This window comes from Curtobacterium sp. MCBA15_004 (assembly GCF_001865055.2).
Taxonomy (GTDB): Bacteria; Actinomycetota; Actinomycetes; order Actinomycetales; family Microbacteriaceae; genus Curtobacterium.
In genome coordinates this window covers 121,161-140,785 of sequence record NZ_CP126266.1, presented here as the reverse complement: position 1 = coordinate 140,785, position 19,625 = coordinate 121,161, and the positions used below count along the sequence as shown (strand labels likewise).

Here is a 19,625-nt window from a genome sequence, read left to right as displayed (position 1 = left end):
CACGTCGGCCGAAGCCTGCTGACCTCAGTCGGTCAGGTACAGCTGCATGTCCTGGCTCACGGCCTTCGCGAACAGGCGCAGCTTCGCACGCGACTCGACGCGGCTGACCGCCTGGCGCGTGGTGTGCACGATCTTCGAGATCTCGTCGAGCGTCATCGGCTTGTCGTCGTCGAGGCCGTAGCGCATGCGGATGACGTTGGCCTCGTCGCTCGGCAGCTCGGCGACGATGGAGCGGATGTCGCGGTGGAGCAGCGTCGTCTCGGTCAGCTCGTTCGGGCTGGCGGCGTCCTCGTCCTCGATGAAGTCACCCAGCTCGCTGTCGTCGGAGTCACCGACGACGGTGTGGATGGACACGGGCTCGTGCGAACGGCCCTTGAGGTCGGTCAGCTCGTCGACGCTCATGCTGAGCTCCGCGGCGACCTCGTCGGGCATCGGCGCACGGCCGAGGTCGACGGTCAGGTCGCGCTCGGTGCGCGAGATCTTGTTGATCAGCTCGACAGTGTGCACCGGGATGCGGATCGTGCGTGCCTTGTCGGCGAGCCCACGCGAGATGGCCTGGCGGATCCACCAGGTCGCGTAGGTGGAGAACTTGTAGCCCTGCGTGAAGTCGAACTTCTCGACCGCGCGGACGAGCCCGAGGTTGCCCTCCTGGATGACGTCCATGAACGGCAGGCCACGCTGCGAGTAGCGCTTCGCGATGCTCACGACCAGGCGGAGGTTCGACGTGATCATGCGCTCCTTGGCGCGCTCACCGTCGCGGACGAGCCAGCGGAGTTCACGCTGCAGGGTCTTGTCGAGCCCGGCCTCGGTGTTCAGCTTCTCCTCGGCGAAGAGACCGACCTCGATGCGGCGGGCGATGTCGGCTTCTTCCTCGGCGGTGAGGAGGGACAGCCGGCCGATGTGGCGGAGGTAGTCACCGACCTGGTCGACCGAGGCGCCACGGACACCCGCGAGCTGCTCGTCGGCTTCGACCTCGGTGTCGAGCGTGGTGGTCTCGACCGTCGGGTCGACGGTCTTGAGGGAGGCGGGCTTCTTGGTGCGGCGCGCGGTGGTGGCGCTGGTCGTCGTCTTCGGTGCTGCTGTGGTGATCGTCATGGTGACGCTCCCTGTGTTCGACGGTGATGGCCTCGTGAGGGGGGTGTTCATGAGTAAAGCGGTCACGATGCGTACCCCACAAACCCGCGGGATCGATTCCCAGGTGACTTCGTGCTTCACCCCTCCGGACGTCCCCCGTGGGGTACGTCCCGGTCGCCAGCATGGCCCGTCCCGACACCCGCACACAAGGGGATTGCGCCGAGTTTCCGGTGTTTCACGGGTGTTTCGAGTCCCCCGCCGAGGGTGTACCCCGGTCGACCGCGCTCCCTGGACACGAGAACGGGGTACGTCGATCCGGATCGTCGCGATCCGGTCGGCGTACCCCGTTGCGGGTGACGAGGTGGGTGTCACCAGGACGGTTCGAGCCAGCCCTCCCGGCGCTTGGAGGTCTCGAGGTCGGCGTCGCGGTCGAACTCGTCGTACTCGCTCTCGATGTCACCGACGAGGCTGCGGCCGGTGAAGAGGTTCGTGATGGACATGCGCACCACCCTCGCTCGGTCGCGCGACGACACGACGACGGAACGGTGAACGGCGGGTGACCGTCGCCGGGCGCTCAGACGTCCTGGTCGTCCTCGTCGCCGTCCGTCCACACCGCGTCCCGGACGGGGTCGGGCAGCGCGGGGTGCCCGAAGGCGTCCTCGGGGTCGGTCTCCGCCGGATCGGGGTCGATCGGTCGCGCGTGCACGGGGCGAGTCCACCAGCCCGGGGTGAACGGACGGTGACGCGGGAGCCGCGACCTGCGGCGGTGGCTACTCCGCGGAGGTCGGCGCGGGGGCGGGTCGGCCGTGCTCGCGCTCGAACCGCGCACGCTCCTCGGCCTCGACCTTCGCGTACGCCGAGCGCTCGGTCCGGTCGGCGCGCATGATCGCGCGCATCACGAACCAGAAGATCAGGCCGACGACGACCGTCGGCGTCACGGCGAAGACGATCCCGGTCACGACTCCATCAGGCACCGGAGCATCGTACCTCGCTCCGTCGGGACGCACGGTGCGAGACGGACGCACACCGTGCCTCCAGGCCGCCGGTCACGACGGGGGACGGACGGGAGGCGCGGTGCGGGTCGGACCCGCACCGCGCCTCCCGGGGTGGTCACTTGACCAGCGGGAACAGGATCGTCTCACGGATGCCGAGCCCGGTGATCGCCATGAGCAGGCGGTCGACGCCCATGCCCATGCCGCCCGACGGCGGCATGGCGTGCTCGAGGGCCCGCAGGAACTCCTCGTCGACCCGCATCGCCTCGGGGTCGCCGCCCGCGGCGAGCTTCGCCTGCTCGACGAAGCGCTCACGCTGCACGACCGGGTCGACGAGCTCCGAGTACGCCGTCGCGAGCTCGAAGCCGCGCACGTACAGGTCCCACTTCTCGACCACACCGGGGCGGGTGCGGTGCTGGCGCGTGAGCGGCGAGGTGTCCACCGGGAAGTTCATCACGAACGTCGGGGCGTGCAGCTCGTCCGAGTTGAAGTGCTCCCAGAGCTCCTCGACGTACTTGCCGTGCGTCGCGTGCGCGACCTCGACGCCCTCGGCGTCGGCGAGCGCCTGCAGCTCGGACAGCGGGGTCTCCGGCGTGATCTCGTGGCCGGACGCCTCGGACAGCGACTCGTACATGTCCATGCGTGCCCACTCGCCGCCGAGGTCGTAGTCGGTGCCGTCCGGCAGCGTGACCACGAGCGAGCCACCGGTCACGGCGCGCGTGGCGTTCTGCACGAGCTCCTGCGTCAGGTCGGCCATCTGCTCGTAGTCGCCGTACGCCTGGTAGGCCTCGACCATCGCGAACTCGGGCGAGTGCGACGAGTCGGCGCCCTCGTTCCGGAAGTTGCGGTTGATCTCGAACACGCGGTCGATGCCGCCGACGACCGCGCGCTTGAGGAAGAGCTCGGGCGCGATGCGGAGGTACAGCTCGGTGTCGAACGCGTTCGAGTGCGTCACGAAGGGACGGGCCGAGGCGCCGCCGTGCTGGGTCTGCAGCATCGGGGTCTCGACCTCGAGGTACTCGTGCCCGGTGAAGGTGCTGCGCAGCGAGGCCATCACGGCGGCGCGGGCACGGACGGTGGCGCGGGCCTGGTCGCGGACGATGAGGTCGAGGTACCGCTGGCGGACCCGGGTCTCCTCGTTGAGCTCGTTGTGCAGGTTCGGCAGCGGCAGGATCGCCTTCGCCGCGATCGCCCAGTCGTCGACCATGATCGACAGCTCGCCGCGGCGCGAGGAGATCACGCGGCCGTGCACGAAGACGTGGTCGCCGAGGTCGACGAACTCCTTCCAGCGGGCGAGCGACTCGTCGCCCACCTCGGCCAACGACACCATCGCCTGGATGCGGGAGCCGTCGCCGGACTGCAGCGAGGCGAAGCAGAGCTTGCCCGTGTTGCGCGAGAACACGATGCGGCCGGCGATGCCGACGACGTCCTGGGTCTCCTCGCCGGTCCCGAGGTGCTCGTACTGCGCGCGGACGGCGGGGATCGTCGTCGTGATCGGGAGCTCGGCGGGGTAGGCGTCGATCCCGGCCTCGAGGAGCTTCGCCCGCTTGTCGAGCCGGACCTGTCGCTGCTCGCTGGTCTCGGCGGCCTCGATTTCGGCGGCGGAGGGCTCCGTGGCGGGTGCGGTCTCGTCGGTCATGCTGGTGCGGCTCCGATGGGGTCGTGGGGGATGCACCGATGGTACCGGCCGGGACGGCCCGCCCGACGACGTCCCGTGGCCGCGCCGACTACAGCGCAGCCTGCCCGTCCGCCGCCGCGAGCGCGTTGTCGACCGCCGAGCGCACGAGCGCACCGAGCACCCGCCCCGGCCGCTCGACCCCGATGCCGGCGAGGGTCCCCGCCGACTGGTCGACGATCGCGGTCGAGAACGACACCGCGGCCCGCACGGCGTCGGCGTACGCGGGGCGGTCCTCCTCGGCGACCACGAACGGCTCCGCGCCCATCTCGACGACGAGCGCCTGCGCGATCGGCAGCACCGGCGACGGCGCGGTCACGGCGCAGTAGGCGTCGCGCAGGCGTGTCAGGTCGACGCTGGTGCCGGTGAACGCCATCGCGGGGTGGATCGCGAGCGGGATGGCCCCGGCCGCGCGTGCGGGCGCGAGGACCTCGACGCCGTGGTCCGGGCTCGTGTGCACGACGAGCTGTCCGGGCTGCCAGATGCCCGCCTCCGCCAGACCCCGCACGAGTTCGGCGAGCTGGTCGTCGGGCACCGCGAGCAGCACGAGTTCACTCCGCTCGACGAGCTCCGGCGTCGTCAGCACGGGGGCTCCTGGCAGCATCGCGCCGGCTCGGTCGCGGCCGGCCTCGGACACGGCGGTCACCCCGACCACGGCGTGCTCCGCGTTGGCCAGCGCGGCGCCGAGCACGGGTCCGACCCGTCCGGCGCCGACGATGCCGACGCCGAGTCGTCCCGCCCTCACCGTGCAGCTCCGGGCGGCGGGACGTCGGACCACGGGGCGGTCGGGGGGACGTCGGGCCACCGGCCTGGAGGCGCGGCTCGCGTCCCCGCGTCGGCCTGCGCCGGTCCGCGGGTCGCGTCACCGAGCGGGTCGGCCTGCGTCGGTCTGCCGGTCGCGTCACCGGACGGACCCGCCTGCGCCGGTCCGCCGGTCCCGTCACCGAGCGGACCTGCCGGCGCCCACGGCGCCGTGGACCCGACCGGCTGCGGCACCGCGGCCTGCGTGGCGGCGGCGTCCCGGGCCTCCCGTTCGCGCCACCGGTGGGACGTGTCCGCGGCGGCCGCCTCGACCGCCCGCCGGGCGGTCCCCGACCACAGGCGCTGCGCGTCCTGCGCGTCGAGCGCCCCGATGCGCGCCGAGACGGGACCGGACACGGTGTGCACGTGCACCGAGGCCACCCGCAGCCAGCGCTCGACCGGGCCCTGCTCGACCCGCACGCTCTGCACGCGGGGCAGCGGGACGATGACGAGCGACCGCCAGACCGCGCCGAGGCGCAGCAGCACGGCCCCCTGCACGAAGCGGTACCCGTTACGGCGGAACGACAGCGGGCGGAGCCACGCACCCCGACCCGGCGAGTGCACGAAGCCGCCGCGGTCACCCGTCGTGGTGAGGCTGTCGTCGACCACGTCGACCGCCTCGGACGACCCCTCGCGGAGCTCCTCGCGGGAGGCGTCCGGGCCGGCGACGGCCGAACCGACCAGGCCCGGCAGGATGATGTCGAGGACCTCGCGGACGTCGGCGGCCCGGCCGACGGGCAGCACGATCGACGACACCTGCTGGTTGCTCGAGGCCCCGTTGCCGGCGTTCGTCGCACGGTTGATCCGGACGTCCCACCAGCCGAACGGACGCCACAGCAGCGGCTGCGCGACGCTCACCGCGTGGATGCGCCCGGGCGGGAGCGTCTCGTTCGAGGTGGACACGAGTCCGAAGCCGATCCGGATGCCGTCGCGGGTGTCGGCGATCGTGTACTGCAGCGAGCGCGAGAACTTGCGGACGTAGTAGCCGCCGGCACCGATCACGGCCGGGAACAGGCCGAACAGGATCCCGGACTCGCCGGTGAGCGCCACGCTGACCACCATCGCGGCGATGGCCAGCAGGATGAACACCGTCGTCCCGGACAGCAGCATGGAGGCGATGAGCCGCCCCGGGTGCACCTTGACGATCCGGGTCGCGTGCACCGCGGCGGGGTCGAGCTCGGGCGAGAACAGCTCGTCGACGCGGTCCTGCAGCACACCGTCGGACCGGCGCACGGCACGGGGGTCGTCGTCCTTCGCGCCGGACGCGAGCACGAGGATGCGCTGCCGCAGGTCGTCGGCGGCACGCGCCCCGAGGTACGCGAGCTGCACGTTCGCGTCGTTGCCGGCCTGCGCGATCTCGAGCTTCGCGGTCCCGAGCACCCTGGCGACGAGGGGCCGCGAGATGTTGATGCCCTGGATCCGGTCGAGCCGCGCCCGGCGGTTGGTCCGGAAGAGCACGCCCGAGCGCACCTCGACGATCTCGCCGGTCACGCGGAACTCGTGCATCCGCCAGGACAGCCAGAACAGCCCGGTGAGCACGACGAGCAGCACGACCACGCCGAGCACCACCCAGCCGACCACGCCGTGCTCCCACACGTAGCGCACCGGGTCGCCGCTGTCCTGCGGGCCGGTGCCGGGGATGAAGAACTCGACGAGCTGGTCCCGCAGGTTGTTGAGCACGTACCCGAGCACCACGATGAGCACGATGCCGCCCTTGAGCAGCGGCGTGAGCGGGTGCAGACGGTGCCACTCGCCGTCGGTGAGCGGAGCGGCTGCGGCGGCGTCGCCCTTCGTGGGCGGGGCGGGCGGCGGTGGTCCGGGGCGGAACGTCACGCGGTCCCCCTAGAGCCCGGCGCGGCGGGACTCGGCGAGCTCGACGAGCCGGTCGCGCAGCACGTCGGCGTCCGCCGCGACGATCCCGGGGATGCGCACGTTGGTCGAGGCGGCGGCGGTCACGAACTTCAGCTCGCTGAGCCCGAGGACCCGGTCGAGCGGCCCGCGGTTCACGTCGACGAGCTGCATGCGGCCGTACGGCACCGCGGTGAACCGCTGCCACATCAGCCCGCGGCGCAGCACGAGGTCGTCGTCACGCAGGGCGTAGCCGATCGCCCGCACCCGACGCGGGGTGAGCACGGCCGTGACGATCGCGGAGACGGCCACCACGACGGACACGAGGACCCAGACGAGGCCCGCGGTGCTGCCCGTCCCGTCGTTCAGCACGGCGAAGAGCACGCACCCGGCGGTGATGACGAGGCCGACCACGACGGTCGTCACGAGCTCCGTCCAGACGAGCTTCGGCGACACCCGCGTCCACGTGGTCCCGGTCAGGCCGAGGCCCGGCTCGTCGAGTCGTTCCAGCGGCATCGCGGCCTCCTGCGGTCGTCGGTCAGGTCGCCGACGTGCCACCCCTCGGCAGGTCGTCATCGTCGTCGCCGGGCGGCGGGGCGATGCACATGCGCTCGGCGACGATCGCGCACACCACGAGCACGGCACCGCCCCCGAGCGCCACGGCGTTCGGCAGGACCGAGCCTAGCGGCGGCAGGGCGGATCGGGTCAGGAGGTACACGAGCAGGCCCCCACCGAACCCGCCGAACAGCGCTCCCGCGATGCTCGAGGCCTTCGCGAGCACCACCACGCGGGTCGCGTAGAGCGGGTCGACCGGGCGCTGCCGGGTCGCGCCGTCCCGCGCGTGCCGACGCACCGGACGGGCCATCGCGACGATCGCGACGCCGATCAGGGCCAGGGTCGCCCCGAGCGGCGTGGAGAGGAACAGCGTCGGCGCCTGGCGGGACGCCAGGACGGCGTCGAGGGCGAAGCCCGCCACCGCGGCGACGAACGCGACGCTGACCAGGGTGGAGGCGCGGGTCGGCTTCACGGGGTCGGCCCGGTCGTCGGGGTCGGGCCGCTCGTCGAGGTCGGCCCGGTCGTCGGGGTCGGGCCGCTCGTCGAGGTCGGCCCGGTCGTCGGGGTCGGCGTCCGGGTCGGCCCCGGGACCGTTCCGGTCGCCGGTGTCGGCTCGGTCACCCGGGTGGGCTCCGGATCCGGTCGGGAGGCGCGGGTCGCCCCGTCGAACAGGCGCGGCTCCTCGACGCGCTCGGTGTCGTCGCCCAGCGCGGCCAGCAGGTCGGCCACCGGTCCGGCACCCGGCAGCACGGCGTCCGGGTCGGCATCGAGCCACGGCGCGAGCACGAACGCCCGCTCCCCCGCGCGCGGGTGCGGCACCGTCAGGGTCGCGGTGTCGAGCCGCAGGTCGTCGATCGCCACGACGTCGAGGTCGAGCGTCCGGTCGCCCCACCGCACCTCGCGGGTGCGGCCGTGGGCGTCCTCGATGCCGTGCAGCGCTTCGAGCAGCTCCTGCGGCGCCAGGTCGGTGTCCACGACGACGACACCGTTGCGGTAGCGCGGCTTCGTCTCGTCGAGCCCGTCCAGGGTCAGGGCGACCGACTCGACCTCGCGGCTCGACGCCACCGGGCGCACGCCGGGGAGCGCGGCGATCGCGTGGGCCGCGGCGCGCAGGGTGCTCCCCCGGTCGCCGAGGTTCGCACCGAGGGCGACGACCGCCCGGCTCACTCTTCCTCCTCGTGCACCGCGGAGGCACCGCGGGTGCGACGGATCGTGATCGAGACGTCGGAGAACGGCACCGTGATCGGGGCCTGCGGCTTGTGCACGGTCACCTCGGTCGCACGGGCCGCACGGTGGGTCAGGACGGCCGCGGCGATGCGCTCGGCGACGGTCTCGATGAGATCCACCGGGTCCCGCTCGATCTCGGCGACGACCTGCTCGGCCAGCACGCCGTAGTGCACGGTGTCGGCCAGGTCGTCACTGCCGGAGGCGGTCCGGGCGTCGAGCTCGACCGCGACGTCGACGACGAAGTCCTGGCCGTCCTCGCGCTCGTGGTCGAACACGCCGTGGTGGCCCCGGGCACGGACCCCGGTCAGTCGGATGGTGTCGTTCATGTGCGCGCTGCCCTCCAGGCATCCCAGACGTCGAGCACGGCACGCGTCGGTGCCGGGTCGTGCACGCGGACGCCCCACGCGCCGCGCTCGGCGGCGAGGAGGCTGATCGCGGCGGTGGCGAGGTCGCGGTCGGCGGGCGGGGCGCCGGCTGCGCTGCCGACCCCGTCCAGGAACCGCTTGCGTGAGGCGGCGACGAGCACCGGCAGACCGAGCGAGGCGAAGCGCTCGTACCCGGCCAGGATCTCCCAGTTCTGGGCACCCTGCTTCGCGAAGCCCAGGCCCGGGTCGATGACGACCTGTTCCTGGCGGACCCCGAGCACGATGAGCTCGGCGACCCGCATCTCGACCTCACGGCGGACCTCGTCGACGGCGTGCGTGTACTCGGCGTTCCGGTACATCCGGTCGCTGTGCCCGCGCCAGTGCATGACGACGAAGCCGGCCCCGGTGTCCCGGACCACGCGGGCCATGTCCGGGTCGGCCAGGCCACCGGACACGTCGTTGACGATCACGGCACCGGCCTCGACCGCGCGCTCGGCGGTCTCGGCGTTCATGGTGTCGACGCTCACCGGGATGCCCTCGGCGACGAGGCTCCGGACCACGGGCAGCACGCGCTCCTGCTCGACCGCGAGCGGCACGCGGTCGGCGCCCGGCCGGGTGGACTCGCCACCGACGTCGACCAGGTCGGCGCCGGCCGCGACGAGCGCCCGGGCGTGCGCGACCGCGGCGTCGTGGGCCTGGTGCAGGCCGCCGTCGCTGAACGAGTCGGGCGTGACGTTGAGGATGCCCATCACGCGGGTCCGCTCGGGCGACGCACCCTGGTCGGGCGAGCGGTCACGCCGGCGGCCGGTCACGATTTCCGGCACCGGTGCTGGTGCACGGAGGTCGATCGCGACCGTCGGCGGTTCCGCTGCGGCGGTGCGGGCCTCGGTCTCGGCGGCCCGGGCACGGTCGGCCTCGGCGAGCCGGCGTTCGCGCCTCGTCGGGAGGTCGGTCATGCCGGCCTAGGCGGGGGCGATACCGGGGTTGCCGAACGGACGACGACGGGGCTTCGACGACGACTCGGGGTCGCCCTGCTCCGCTGCGGTCGACGCGGCCTTGCCCGGGAACTCGATCGCCGGCAGGTTCGAGACCGGCCGCTTGTCGCTCGAGAGCCACTGCGGGCGCTCGGGCAGCTTGCGGACGTCCTTGAAGATCTCGACGAGCTCCGGGGCGTCCAGCGTCTCCTTCTCGAGGAGCTCGCCGGCCAGCCGGTCGAGGATGTCGCGGTTCGCGTTGAGGACCTGGTAGGCCTCGTCGTGCGCGGACTCGAGCAGGGCGCGGGTCTCGGCGTCGACCGTCTCGGCGATGTTCTCCGAGTAGTCGCGGCCGGTGCCGCCGCTCATGTCACGGCCGACGAACGGCTCGCTCGAGCCCGACCCGAGCTTGACGGACCCGACCGCACGGCTCATGCCGTACTCGGTGACCATCTTGCGTGCGGTCGACGTGGCCTTCTCGATGTCGTTCGACGCACCCGTGGTCGGGTCGTGGAAGACGATCTCCTCGGCAACGCGGCCACCCATCGCGTAGGTGAGCTGGTCGAGCAGTTCGTTGCGCGTGACCGAGTACTTGTCCTCGAGCGGGAGCACCATCGTGTAGCCGAGGGCACGTCCGCGCGGCAGGATCGTGATCTTCGTGACCGGGTCGGTGTGCCGCATCGCCGCTGCCGCCAGGGCGTGGCCGCCCTCGTGGTACGCGGTGATGAGCTTCTCCTGGTCGGACATGATCCGGGTCCGACGCTGCGGACCCGCCATCACGCGGTCGACGGCCTCGTCCAGCGCGCGGTTGTCGATGAGCTGTGCGTTCGAGCGGGCGGTGAGCAGTGCGGCCTCGTTGAGGACGTTCGCCAGGTCCGCGCCGGTGAAGCCCGGCGTCTTGCGGGCCAGCAGTTCGAGGTCGACGCTCGCGGCGAGCGGCTTGCCCTTCGCGTGCACCTCGAGGATCTGCTTGCGGCCCTGCAGGCCCGGGGCGTCGACGCCGATCTGGCGGTCGAAGCGGCCCGGACGCAGGAGCGCGGGGTCGAGCACGTCGGGACGGTTCGTCGCGGCGATGAGGATGACGTTCGTCTTGCCGTCGAAGCCGTCCATCTCGACGAGGAGCTGGTTCAGCGTCTGCTCGCGCTCGTCGTTGCCGCCACCGATGCCGGCGCCGCGGTGACGACCCACGGCGTCGATCTCGTCGATGAAGACGATCGCGGGGGCGTTCTGCTTGGCCTGCTCGAAGAGGTCGCGGACACGGCTCGCACCGACACCCACGAACATCTCGACGAAGTCCGAACCGGAGATCGAGTAGAACGGCACGCCGGCCTCACCGGCGACGGCGCGGGCGAGCAGGGTCTTGCCGGTGCCGGGAGGGCCGTACAGCAGCACGCCCTTCGGGATCTTGGCGCCGACGGCCTGGAACTTCGCGGGCTCCTGCAGGAACTCCTTGATCTCGTGGAGCTCCTCGATCGCCTCGTCCGAGCCGGCGACGTCGGCGAAGGAGACCTGCGGGTTCTCCTTGTTGTTCATCTTCGCGCGCGACTTGCCGAACTGCATGACCTTCGAGCCGCCGCCCTGGGCGCTCGACATCAGGAACCAGAACAGGCCACCGATGATGAGGAACGGCAGGACGATGCTGAGCAGCGAGAGGAACCAGTTCCCCTGCTGGACGGTGTCGTTGTAGCCCTTCGGCAGGTTGGCGTCGTTGACGGCCTGCACGACCTCTTCACCGCGCGGCGTGGAGTAGTAGAACTGCTCCTTCGCGTTGCCGTCCTTGAGGGTGAGGTCGACGCGCTGCTCGGTCGAGTTCACCACGACCGACGAGACCTTGCCGTCGGCGAGCTGTTCGAGGCCCTTCTGGGTGTCGATCTGCTGCGTGCCCGACTGGCTGATCACGCTCCAGCCGATGAAGATGCCCGCCAGCGCGATCAGCACGTAGAGGTACGGGCCGCGGAAGATGCGCTTGAAGTTCATGTGATCCGGGCGCGATGGCCCGACACCTTTCTCTGCCGGAGTTGCGTGGGGTCAGCATACGGCTGGGACTCTGTGGCGAGAATGGGTGTCCTCTGCGGGCGAACTCCACCCGCGCCCGGAGACGACCGGGAGCCCCCCAGCCGGTCGTCCCGGGAACTCCGTCAGGAGTAGACGTGCGGCGCCAGGACGCCGATGCCGCGCAGGTTGCGGTAGCGCTCGTCGAAGTCCAGGCCGTAGCCGACCACGAAGGCGTCCGGGATCTCGAAGCCGGCGTACTTGACGTCGACCTCGACCTTGGCGGCCTCGGGCTTGCGGAGCAGGGCGACGATCTCGACGCTCGCGGCACCGCGGGACTCGAGGTTCTGCTTGAGCCACGACAGCGTCAGCCCGGAGTCGATGATGTCCTCGACGATGATGACGTCGCGCCCGTGCAGGTCGGTGTCGAGGTCCTTGAGGATCCGCACCACGCCCGACGACTTCGTGCCGGAGCCGTAGGACGACACCGCCATCCAGTCCATGCGCGCCTGCATCTTGAGGTGTCGCGAGAAATCGGCCATCACCATGACGGCACCCTTCAGGACACCGACGAGCAGCGGGTCCCTGCCCGCGTAGTCGCGGTCGACCGCCGCGGCGAGGTCGGCGAGCTTCTCGTCGATCTGCTCGGGCGTGAAGAGCACTTCGGACAGGTCTGCCTGGACGTCGGAGAGTTCCACCGGTCCAGGGTAACCGTCACGACGCGGCGCTGAACGCCAGCCGGTCGCCGTCCCGCGAGGCCGTCACGCCCGGCAGGTCGATCGGCCCCTGACCGTGCCAGTCGGTGACGAGCCGGCACACCTCGAGCGTCTGGGTGCGCGACAGCGTCACGCCGAACTCCCCCTCGACCGCGAGTCGGACGAGCCGCTGCCGGAGTGCCGCCGGGTTCGCCAGCAGTCCCGCGACCGACAGCGAGATGCCGGCCTCCGAGTGCTCGGCGAGGTCCTCGGCCAGCTCCTCGGCGAAGTGGTCGAGCGCCTCGGCGTCCTCCCGCAGCTGCTCGGCGGTCCGGGCGAGCGCCTCGGGCACCCCCGCACCGAGCTCGCGCTCGAGCACGGGCAGCAGTGCGGTGCGCACCCGGACGCGGGCGAACGCCGGGTCGTCGTTCTGCGGGTCGTCCCACGGGGCGGTCCCGGCGGCGACGCACGCCTGTCGGGTGGTGTGCCGGCGGACGCCGAGCAGCGGCCGGCCGTAGGCGGGTCCCGACGACCGCCGCGTCAGCGGCGTCATGCCGGACAGCGCGTCCGGGCCGCTGCCCCGCAGCAGCCCGAGCAGGACCGTCTCGGCCTGGTCGTCCAGTGTGTGCCCGAACAGCACCAGGGGTGACCCGGTGGCGGCGGCGACCTCTGCGACGGCCGCGTGACGCGCCTCCCGTGCGGCCGCCTCCGGACCGCCGTCGGAGCCGACCGCGACCCGACGGACGGTCACCGGGTCGAGTCCCAGCGCGGACGCCTGCCGGGAGGCGCGGCCCGCCACCGCCTCGCTGCCCGCCTGGAGCGCGTGGTCGACGACCACCGCGCCGGCCCGCAGGTCCTGCTTCGGCGCCTCGAACGCGGTCGCCGCGGCGAGCGCGAGCGAGTCCGCGCCGCCGCTCAGCGCGACGGTGACCAGGTCCCCCGGTCGGAGGACAGCGTCGGCCAGGGCCTGCGCGAGCAGGCCGCGCACGGCGCGACGGGTCTCGGCGACGGCGGGGTCGAGCCGGGGGCGCGGAGCGTTCACCCGGTAACGTTAGCCGCGCTTTCGGAACCACCGACAGCCCGATCGACAAACCAGGAGTGCAGACATGGCCGCGTACGACGTCGTCGTCGAGATCCCCAAGGGCAGCCGCAACAAGTACGAGGTCGACCACGAGACCGGTCGCGTCTACCTCGACCGCGTGCTGTTCACGTCGTTCGTCTACCCGACCGACTACGGCTTCTTCGAGAAGACCCTGGCCGACGACGGTGACCCGGTGGACGCACTGCTCCTGCTCGAGTACCCGACCTTCCCGGGCGTGGGCGTCAAGGTCCGCCCGGTCGGCGTCTTCAAGATGAGCGACGAGGCCGGCAACGACGCGAAGGTGCTCGTCGTCCCGGCGAAGGACCCGCGCTGGGCCCACGTCCAGGACATCTCGGACGTCGACGACCAGACGAAGGCCGAGATCGCGCACTTCTTCGAGCGCTACAAGGACCTCGAGCCGAACAAGTGGGTCAAGGCCGAGGGCTGGGGTGACGCCGCCGAGGCCGAGGCCATCGTGCAGGCCGGCCAGGCAGCGTTCGTGCCCGCCGGTCACTGACCGCCAGCACCACGCACGACGGCGCCCGCGCTCCCCGAGGGGAGGGCGGGCGCCGTTCTCGTGGGCGCTGCGCCCTCGTAGCGCGTCGCCCCGCTCGCTCGGCTAGAGCGAGCCGCTCGGGCGGGCGACGTACGGCAGGAGTTCGCCCGGCGTCCAGACCGCGCGCTCGAGCACGCCGCGCTGCGGGTTGGCCGCCTCGACCATGCGACCGCCGCCGGTGTAGATCGCGTCGTGGTACGCCCCGCTGGCCGTGCCGGTCTTCGAGTAGAACAGGATGTCGCCGGGCTGCCGCTGCGACATCGGGACGAGTCGGCCGATCGACTGGAAGTAGTTGTACTGCCAGACGACGTTGTGCCCGCCGGTCGCGATGCCCTGCGAGTTGTAGGCCATCATCACCAGGCCGGAGCAGTCCCACGTGTTCGGCCCGGCGCCGCCCATGACGTACGCGTCCCCGATCTGCGCGCGCGCGAAGGCGATGGCGCCGGCGGCCTTCGACGGGCTGCTCTGGACGGGAGCCGGGGCCGGTGCTGGTGCCGGTGCGGGAGCCGGCTTCGGGGCGGGCGCGGGAGCCGGTGCCGGAGCCGGAGCCGGGTTGGCTGCGGGCTGCGACGGGGTGCTCGTGGAGGGCTTCGACTGCGCGGGCGTCTGGTTCGAGCCGCCACCCGTGCTCGGTGCGGTGCCGCCCTGGTTGCCGCCGGAGCTGTTCTGGTTGGCGGGTGCCTGGTTGCCGGATGCCTGGTTGCCGGATGCCTGGTTGCCGGATGCCTTGTTGCCGGATGCCTTGTTGCCGCCGGAGGAGGCTGCCGGCGTGCTGCCGCCGCGGCTCGACTGGGCGGCGAGCTGCTGCTCGGCACGCTTGGCCTGCTGGTCGTTCCAGTAGGCGGTCTCGGTCGCGACGCTCGTGTCCTTGAGGAACGCCAGCTGCTCGAGCACCTCGGCCTGCTTCGCCTGCTCGCGGTCGACGCGGTCGCGGGCAGCGGCGGTGACGTCGTTCGCCTGCTCGAGGGCACGCTCGGACTTCGCGGTGGCCTCGGCGAGGGCCTTGGTCGCGGCGGACTGCTGTGCGGCGAGGGAGTCGACCGTGTTCTGGTCGGCCTGGGCCGTGGCGAGGACCGTCGCGGAACGGGAGGACAGGTGCGACATGGTGCCGACCCGGTAGAGCAGGTCCTTCGAGTCCGACGCGTCGACGAGCATCGAGGTCGACAGGTCGCCGCCGCCCGTGCGGGACAGCTCGACCACGAGGCCGGCGACCTGCGCCGCGGACTCGTCGGCGCGCTGCTGTGCCCGCTTCGCCTGCGCCGTGAGGTCGTCGAGCGTGCTCTTCGCCTCCTGCTGCAACGACGCGGCCATCGCGTAGTCCTGGCCCGCCTCGAGCTCGGCCACCTGGGCGGAGTCGGCGGCGTCCTGCAGCGTCTGCATGCGCGTCGAGAGCTCGTCGACGGTCTGCTGCACGTCGGCGGCGTCGGACTTCGCCTGACGTACCTCGTCCCACGTGGGGGCGGACGGGGCTGCCTGTGCGGGTCCGGCGAGCATGACGGACAGGCCGACGCCGAGGACGGCGACCATCGCGGTGCAGCCGGACAGCTTCCGGGTGGAGGGCTTCATGGTTCCTCGGTGTCTCTCGACGGCGCGCTCGTTCACACCGAGATCCCCCGCGCTGCCATGAAGGGGACCGGGTCGACGGCGGAGCCGTTCACCCGGGTCTCGAAGTGGAGGTGGCAGCCCGTCGACCAGCCGGTGGACCCGACCATCGCGATCTGCTGCCCGGCCTGGACCTGCTGGCCGACCGACACGAGGATGCCCCCGTTGACGATGTGGCCGTACGCGGTCGAGATACCGCCGCCGTTGTCGAGGATCACCTCGTTGCCGTAGCCGCCGCCGTTCGCCGCGAAGGTCACCCGACCCGCGTGGGCTGCGTAGATCGGCGCGGAGCACGCGGGAGCCAGGTCGACACCCGCGTGGAGTGCCTCACGGTGCGTGTACGGGTCGACACGCATGCCGAACGGGCTCGTCTGGTACCCGCCGGCGGGGCGGACCCACCCGGAGCTGCTCGGGGCACCGCCACCGCTGCCGCCGCTCCCGTTGCCGCCGCCCTGGTTCCCGGCGGCCTGCGCTGCCTCCTGCGCCGCCTTCGCCGCGGCCGCGGCGGCCGCTGCCTGGCGGGCCTTCTCGGCGGCGACGCCCTTCTCGTAGTCGGCCTCGACGCCCTGCTCGTTCGTGGTGAGCAGCACGAGCTGCGCCTGGAGGCGGGCCTCGTTGTCGTTCTGTGCCTGGACGGCGGACTGCGCTTCGTCGGCTGCGCGCTGCGCGGCCTGCATCGACGACTGCGCCTGCTGGGCGAGCGCGCCGAGCGCCTGCTTCGCCGACTGCGCCTTGTCCGCGAGGCCCTGGGCGACCCCGCGGTCCTGCGAGGCGTCGGCGTAGATGCCGTCCGCCTGCTCGGTGAGCTTCGACATCGCGCCGAGCTCGTAGAGCAGGTCGCCCGAGCCCGACGGGTGGGTGAGGATGTCGGTCGTCACGTCCTGCGAGCTCGCGCGGCCGAGCTGCGCAGCGAGGGCGCCGGCCTGGGCCTCGGAGCGCTTCGCCGTCTTCTCGGCTTCGTCCGCCTGCGCCTGCAGCGTCTGCTGGGCGAGGGTCGCCTCGTCGTACTTCGTCTGTGCCGTCTGGTAGGCCGCACCCGCTGCGTCGGCCTGCTGCTGGGCCGCGGACGCCTTCGTGCCGAGGTCGGCGATCAGGCCCTTGATCTCGGTCACCTTCGCCTGCTGCGCGGCCTGCGAGGCCTTGGCCTGCTGCACGTCGGACCAGCTCGGGTAGCTCTCCGCCGAGGCGCTCGTCACCGGCGCGAGGGCCGCGAGGGTCCCGCCCGCGAGGGCGACGGCGACCGCCGCGGCGAGGGTGCGACGGCGGTGGAGGGCGAACCGGAGGGTGTGGGGCAAAGTGTCTCGATCTCGTAACAGCGTGGCGAGGCTCACGCGAGTAACACTGACAACAGGTGCAACAGTAACAACACGCCGAACACTCGGGACACCCCCGAGTGAGGGGTCGGGGCCCAGCGCACGCTCGAATGCGGGGATTCGTGGGTGCGGAAGGCCTTCGTCGCTGGCGCTGTCTCGCGTTCCCGCCGGGTGCGACACGCCGGGAGATCCGCGGATCGGGCACTCGATTTGCAGGACCGCCCACCCGTCCGTATGCTTGTCAACCGGTAGCGCACGGCGCAGCTTGCGGCCCTATCGTTTAGTGGCCTAGGACACCGCCCTTTCACGGCGGCAGCACGGGTTCGAATCCCGTTGGGGTCACTCCACGTGAGTGAGCAAGCAAGCCGAGCACCACCGAAACAGCACAACCACAACAACACATGGCCCTGTAGCGCAGTTGGTTAGCGTGCCGCCCTGTCACGGCGGAGGTCGCGGGTTCAAGTCCCGTCAGGGTCGCCACGGCTGGATAGCTCAGTTGGTAGAGCGTTCGACTGAAAATCGAAAGGTCCACGGATCGATGCCGTGTCCAGCCACGGTGAAGAGCCCCTCACGAGAGTGAGGGGCTCTTTTGCGTTGCCGGGGGCGGTCGCCGTTCCCGGGGCGTGTGGCAGGTGCTGCCTGCTCCGGGCGCTTCCGTGGTGTGACGTGTCCCCGCACAACGGGAAGCACCTCGCGCCACGAGGTTGCGTGGCGCGAGGTGCTTCCCGTTGTGCGAACCGCGGTCGTCGGGGACGACGGCTCGTCGCCGCGGACGATCAGCCCGCGGCCGTCCCGACGGGCGCCTAGGTGTAGTTCCCCGTGAGGTTGTGAACGCGATCTGATGGGGTTTGGCCGCCGAGGCCGGTGTGTGGTCGGTGGTGATTGTAGTGATGCAGCCAGTCCGCGTAAGTCGCGGTTCTGGCTGCATCACTTTCGTAGTGGCAGGCGTAGGCCCACTCGGCTGCGAGGGTCCGGTTGAACCGCTCGACCTTGCCGTTGGTCTGTGGCCGGTAGGGGCGGGTGAAGCGGTGCTTCGCCTGACCGAGCGCGGCGGCGAAGTCCCGGGACCGGTAGCAGGCGCCGTTGTCCGTCATGACCGCCTCGACCCGGATCCCAGCAGCGGCGAAGAACGTGTTCGCGCGCTCCCAAAACCCGGCAGCGGTGGTCCCGCGTTCGTCATCGAGGACCTCTGAATACGCCAATCGGGAGTGGTCATCGACGGCGTGGTGGAGGAACCTGAACCCGCGAGAACCACGCGCACCACCTCGGGCAGCACGATCGCGAGCGGACCCCGCTGATCGGTCCTGCGCAGACCCGCGGCCATGGAAACGCCACCCGCCACCGTCCGGGATACGGCCTTGTTTTCGGACCGGTATCGGCCGGCGGACGGGCAGCCCTGTTGCTTGGTCAATGTTTGCGCAGTAACGGCATCCGAAACCGTGTCAGGACTCGACCGACGGTTGAGCGCGCCAGGTGCAGGTGAAACGCGATCCGGTGCGGACCCCAACGCCTTGTCACGCGCAACGCGATGATGCGGCGCTCCAGCCGTGTGGGCAGTCGTTTCGGACTGGTCAACGGTCGTGATGACCGATCTTGCATCGAGGTTCCAGCCCGGTATCGGGCCGCCCATCTGGCAGCAGTCGCGGGCGAGCACTGGAACCGTTCCGCAGCGCGACGAACGGGCCAACCATCTTCGACAATCAGCCGAGCAAGACGTTCCCTGCCGGTCGGGGTGAACGGGGCGTTAGCGTGAGTCACGAAGACCTCCGGTGCGACGTGTTGGTGTGGTAACCCACATCGTCCCGGAGGTCTTCTTCTACGTCACCCGTTCACAACGTCCCGAGGAACTACACCTAGGCCTCGCGGGTCTTCGGGCTGCTGTCATTCGTCTTCGCCGGGTCACGCTCGACGACCGACCCGAGGGCGTCGTCGATGCGGGACATCAGCTCGGCGGGGATCGCGACCCCCGCAGCGCCGGCGTTGTCGTGCACCTGCTCCGGTCGCGACGCACCGATGATCGCCGAGGCGACGTTCGGGTTCTGCAGCACCCACGCCACGGCGAGCTGCGCCATGGACAGGTCGAGCTCCTTCGCGATCGGCTCGAGCTCCTGCACGGCGGACAACACCTCGTCGCGCATGAACCGCTTGATCATGTCCGCGCCGCCCTTGTCGTCGGTCGCACGCGACCCCTCGGGCAGCGGCTGGCCCGGCTTGTACTTGCCGGTCAGCACCCCCTGGGCGATCGGCGACCAGACGATCTGCGAGATGCCGAGTTCCTGCGACGTCGGCACGACCTCACCCTCGATCACCCGCCAGAGCGCCGAGTACTGCGGCTGGTTCGAGATGAGCTGGAAGCCGAGGTCCTTCGCGAGCGCGTGACCGGCGCGGAGCTGGTCGGCCGTCCACTCCGAGACGCCGACGTACAGGACCTTGCCCTGACGCACCACGTCGGCGAACGCCTGCATGGTCTCCTCGAGGGGCGTCTCGTGGTCGTAGCGGTGCGCCTGGTACAGGTCGACGTAGTCGGTCTGCAGCCGCTCGAGCGAGCCGTCGATCGACTCGAGGATGTGCTTGCGGGACAGCCCGGTGTCGTTGTGGCCCTTCGGACCGGTCGGGCCGAAGACCTTCGTCGCGATCTCGAGCGACTGCCGACGCTCCCCCTTGAGGGCTTCGCCGAGGACGGTCTCGGCGCCGGTGTTCGCGTAGACGTCGGCGGTGTCGAACGTCGAGATGCCGACGTCGAGCGCTGCCCGGACGCAGGCGATCGCCGCGTCGTTCTCGACCTGGGAGGCGTGGGTCAGCCAGTTGCCGTAGGTGATCTCGGAGACCTTGAGGCCCGAGTCGCCGAGGTAGCGGTACTCCATGTGCGTGTCAC

Annotated in this window: 19 protein-coding genes, 3 tRNA genes and 1 pseudogene; 4 read left to right on the top strand and 19 right to left on the bottom strand. The window is 71.4% G+C overall.

The features are described from left to right. Positions 1–24: 24 nt before the first annotated feature. The 15 genes from QOL16_RS00715 to tilS form a co-directional block, all read right to left on the bottom strand. Positions 25–1,095 carry a sigma-70 family RNA polymerase sigma factor gene (locus QOL16_RS00715; RefSeq protein WP_065961736.1) on the bottom strand — a complete coding sequence of 357 codons (1,071 nt, stop codon included), beginning with the start codon at positions 1,093–1,095 and terminating at the stop codon, positions 25–27. 347 nt (positions 1,096–1,442) lie between these two features. Next, entirely contained in the window at positions 1,443–1,574 is a 132-nt protein-coding gene (locus QOL16_RS00710) for a hypothetical protein (protein ID WP_290439177.1), read from the bottom strand. Between the two features lie 74 nt (positions 1,575–1,648). Then, positions 1,649–1,780, bottom strand: coding sequence for a hypothetical protein (locus QOL16_RS00705; protein ID WP_290439176.1), 132 nt, complete (start codon positions 1,778–1,780; stop codon positions 1,649–1,651). A 64-nt stretch (positions 1,781–1,844) separates the two neighbouring features. After that, positions 1,845–2,048 (bottom strand): hypothetical protein, encoded by a 204-nt coding sequence (locus tag QOL16_RS00700; RefSeq protein ID WP_065961734.1) that lies wholly within the window; start codon positions 2,046–2,048, stop codon positions 1,845–1,847. Positions 2,049–2,184: 136 nt separating this feature from the next. Further along, positions 2,185–3,705 carry a lysine--tRNA ligase gene (gene lysS / locus QOL16_RS00695; RefSeq protein WP_071282690.1) on the bottom strand — a complete coding sequence of 507 codons (1,521 nt, stop codon included), beginning with the start codon at positions 3,703–3,705 and terminating at the stop codon, positions 2,185–2,187. An 88-nt stretch (positions 3,706–3,793) separates the two neighbouring features. Then, entirely contained in the window at positions 3,794–4,486 is a 693-nt protein-coding gene (locus QOL16_RS00690; protein WP_253181619.1) for a Rossmann-like and DUF2520 domain-containing protein, read from the bottom strand. After that, positions 4,483–6,375, bottom strand: coding sequence for a PH domain-containing protein (locus tag QOL16_RS00685; RefSeq protein ID WP_071282687.1), 1,893 nt, complete (start codon positions 6,373–6,375; stop codon positions 4,483–4,485). Before QOL16_RS00685 ends, QOL16_RS00690 begins: the two co-directional genes overlap by 4 nt. A 9-nt stretch (positions 6,376–6,384) precedes the next feature. Then, positions 6,385–6,906: a PH domain-containing protein gene (locus QOL16_RS00680; protein WP_071282684.1), complete on the bottom strand. Its 522-nt coding sequence runs from the start codon at positions 6,904–6,906 to the stop codon at positions 6,385–6,387. A gap of 22 nt (positions 6,907–6,928) precedes the next feature. Further along, the gene (locus tag QOL16_RS00675; protein WP_065961722.1) at positions 6,929–7,417 is read right to left on the bottom strand and encodes a DUF3180 domain-containing protein; all 489 of its coding nucleotides are present in this window, start codon (positions 7,415–7,417) and stop codon (positions 6,929–6,931) included. After that, positions 7,414–8,112: a 2-amino-4-hydroxy-6-hydroxymethyldihydropteridine diphosphokinase gene (folK, locus tag QOL16_RS00670; RefSeq protein ID WP_305411194.1), complete on the bottom strand. Its 699-nt coding sequence runs from the start codon at positions 8,110–8,112 to the stop codon at positions 7,414–7,416. Before folK ends, QOL16_RS00675 begins: the two co-directional genes overlap by 4 nt. Continuing rightward, a complete protein-coding gene (gene folB, locus QOL16_RS00665; RefSeq protein ID WP_071282682.1) occupies positions 8,109–8,498 on the bottom strand; it encodes a dihydroneopterin aldolase in 390 nt (129 codons plus the stop codon). Before folB ends, folK begins: the two co-directional genes overlap by 4 nt. Continuing rightward, complete coding sequence (gene folP / locus QOL16_RS00660; protein WP_254780167.1) at positions 8,495–9,493, bottom strand: dihydropteroate synthase; 999 nt, start codon at positions 9,491–9,493, stop codon at positions 8,495–8,497. Before folP ends, folB begins: the two co-directional genes overlap by 4 nt. A 6-nt stretch (positions 9,494–9,499) precedes the next feature. Beyond that, positions 9,500–11,488 (bottom strand): ATP-dependent zinc metalloprotease FtsH, encoded by a 1,989-nt coding sequence (ftsH, locus tag QOL16_RS00655; RefSeq protein ID WP_071282680.1) that lies wholly within the window; start codon positions 11,486–11,488, stop codon positions 9,500–9,502. Positions 11,489–11,649: 161 nt separating this feature from the next. Beyond that, a complete protein-coding gene (gene hpt, locus QOL16_RS00650; protein WP_065961717.1) occupies positions 11,650–12,201 on the bottom strand; it encodes a hypoxanthine phosphoribosyltransferase in 552 nt (183 codons plus the stop codon). A gap of 16 nt (positions 12,202–12,217) precedes the next feature. Next, positions 12,218–13,240, bottom strand: coding sequence for a tRNA lysidine(34) synthetase TilS (gene tilS / locus QOL16_RS00645; protein WP_065961715.1), 1,023 nt, complete (start codon positions 13,238–13,240; stop codon positions 12,218–12,220). 64 nt (positions 13,241–13,304) lie between these two features. Between tilS and QOL16_RS00640 the strand changes: the two genes are divergently transcribed. Further along, positions 13,305–13,796, top strand: coding sequence for an inorganic diphosphatase (locus QOL16_RS00640; RefSeq protein WP_071282678.1), 492 nt, complete (start codon positions 13,305–13,307; stop codon positions 13,794–13,796). Positions 13,797–13,898: 102 nt separating this feature from the next. Here the strand turns inward: QOL16_RS00640 and QOL16_RS00635 are convergent, their stop codons facing one another. Further along, complete coding sequence (locus tag QOL16_RS00635) at positions 13,899–15,401, bottom strand: NlpC/P60 family protein (protein WP_071282676.1); 1,503 nt, start codon at positions 15,399–15,401, stop codon at positions 13,899–13,901. 32 nt (positions 15,402–15,433) lie between these two features. Further along, a complete protein-coding gene (locus QOL16_RS00630; RefSeq protein WP_083394908.1) occupies positions 15,434–16,732 on the bottom strand; it encodes a M23 family metallopeptidase in 1,299 nt (432 codons plus the stop codon). A gap of 287 nt (positions 16,733–17,019) precedes the next feature. Between QOL16_RS00630 and QOL16_RS00625 the strand changes: the two genes are divergently transcribed. The 3 genes from QOL16_RS00625 (at position 17,020) to QOL16_RS00615 (ending at position 17,304) form a co-directional block, all read left to right on the top strand. Next, positions 17,020–17,092, top strand: a tRNA-Glu gene (locus tag QOL16_RS00625). Between the two features lie 61 nt (positions 17,093–17,153). After that, a tRNA-Asp gene (locus QOL16_RS00620) sits at positions 17,154–17,230 on the top strand. Position 17,231: 1 nt separating this feature from the next. Next, positions 17,232–17,304: transfer RNA gene (locus QOL16_RS00615), tRNA-Phe, on the top strand. 249 nt (positions 17,305–17,553) lie between these two features. Here QOL16_RS00615 and QOL16_RS00610 read toward each other — a convergent pair. After that, a pseudogene (locus QOL16_RS00610) lies at positions 17,554–18,508 on the bottom strand (IS481 family transposase). 95 nt (positions 18,509–18,603) lie between these two features. After that, complete coding sequence (locus QOL16_RS00605) at positions 18,604–19,614, bottom strand: aldo/keto reductase family protein (RefSeq protein WP_071249390.1); 1,011 nt, start codon at positions 19,612–19,614, stop codon at positions 18,604–18,606. Positions 19,615–19,625 lie beyond the last annotated feature (11 nt).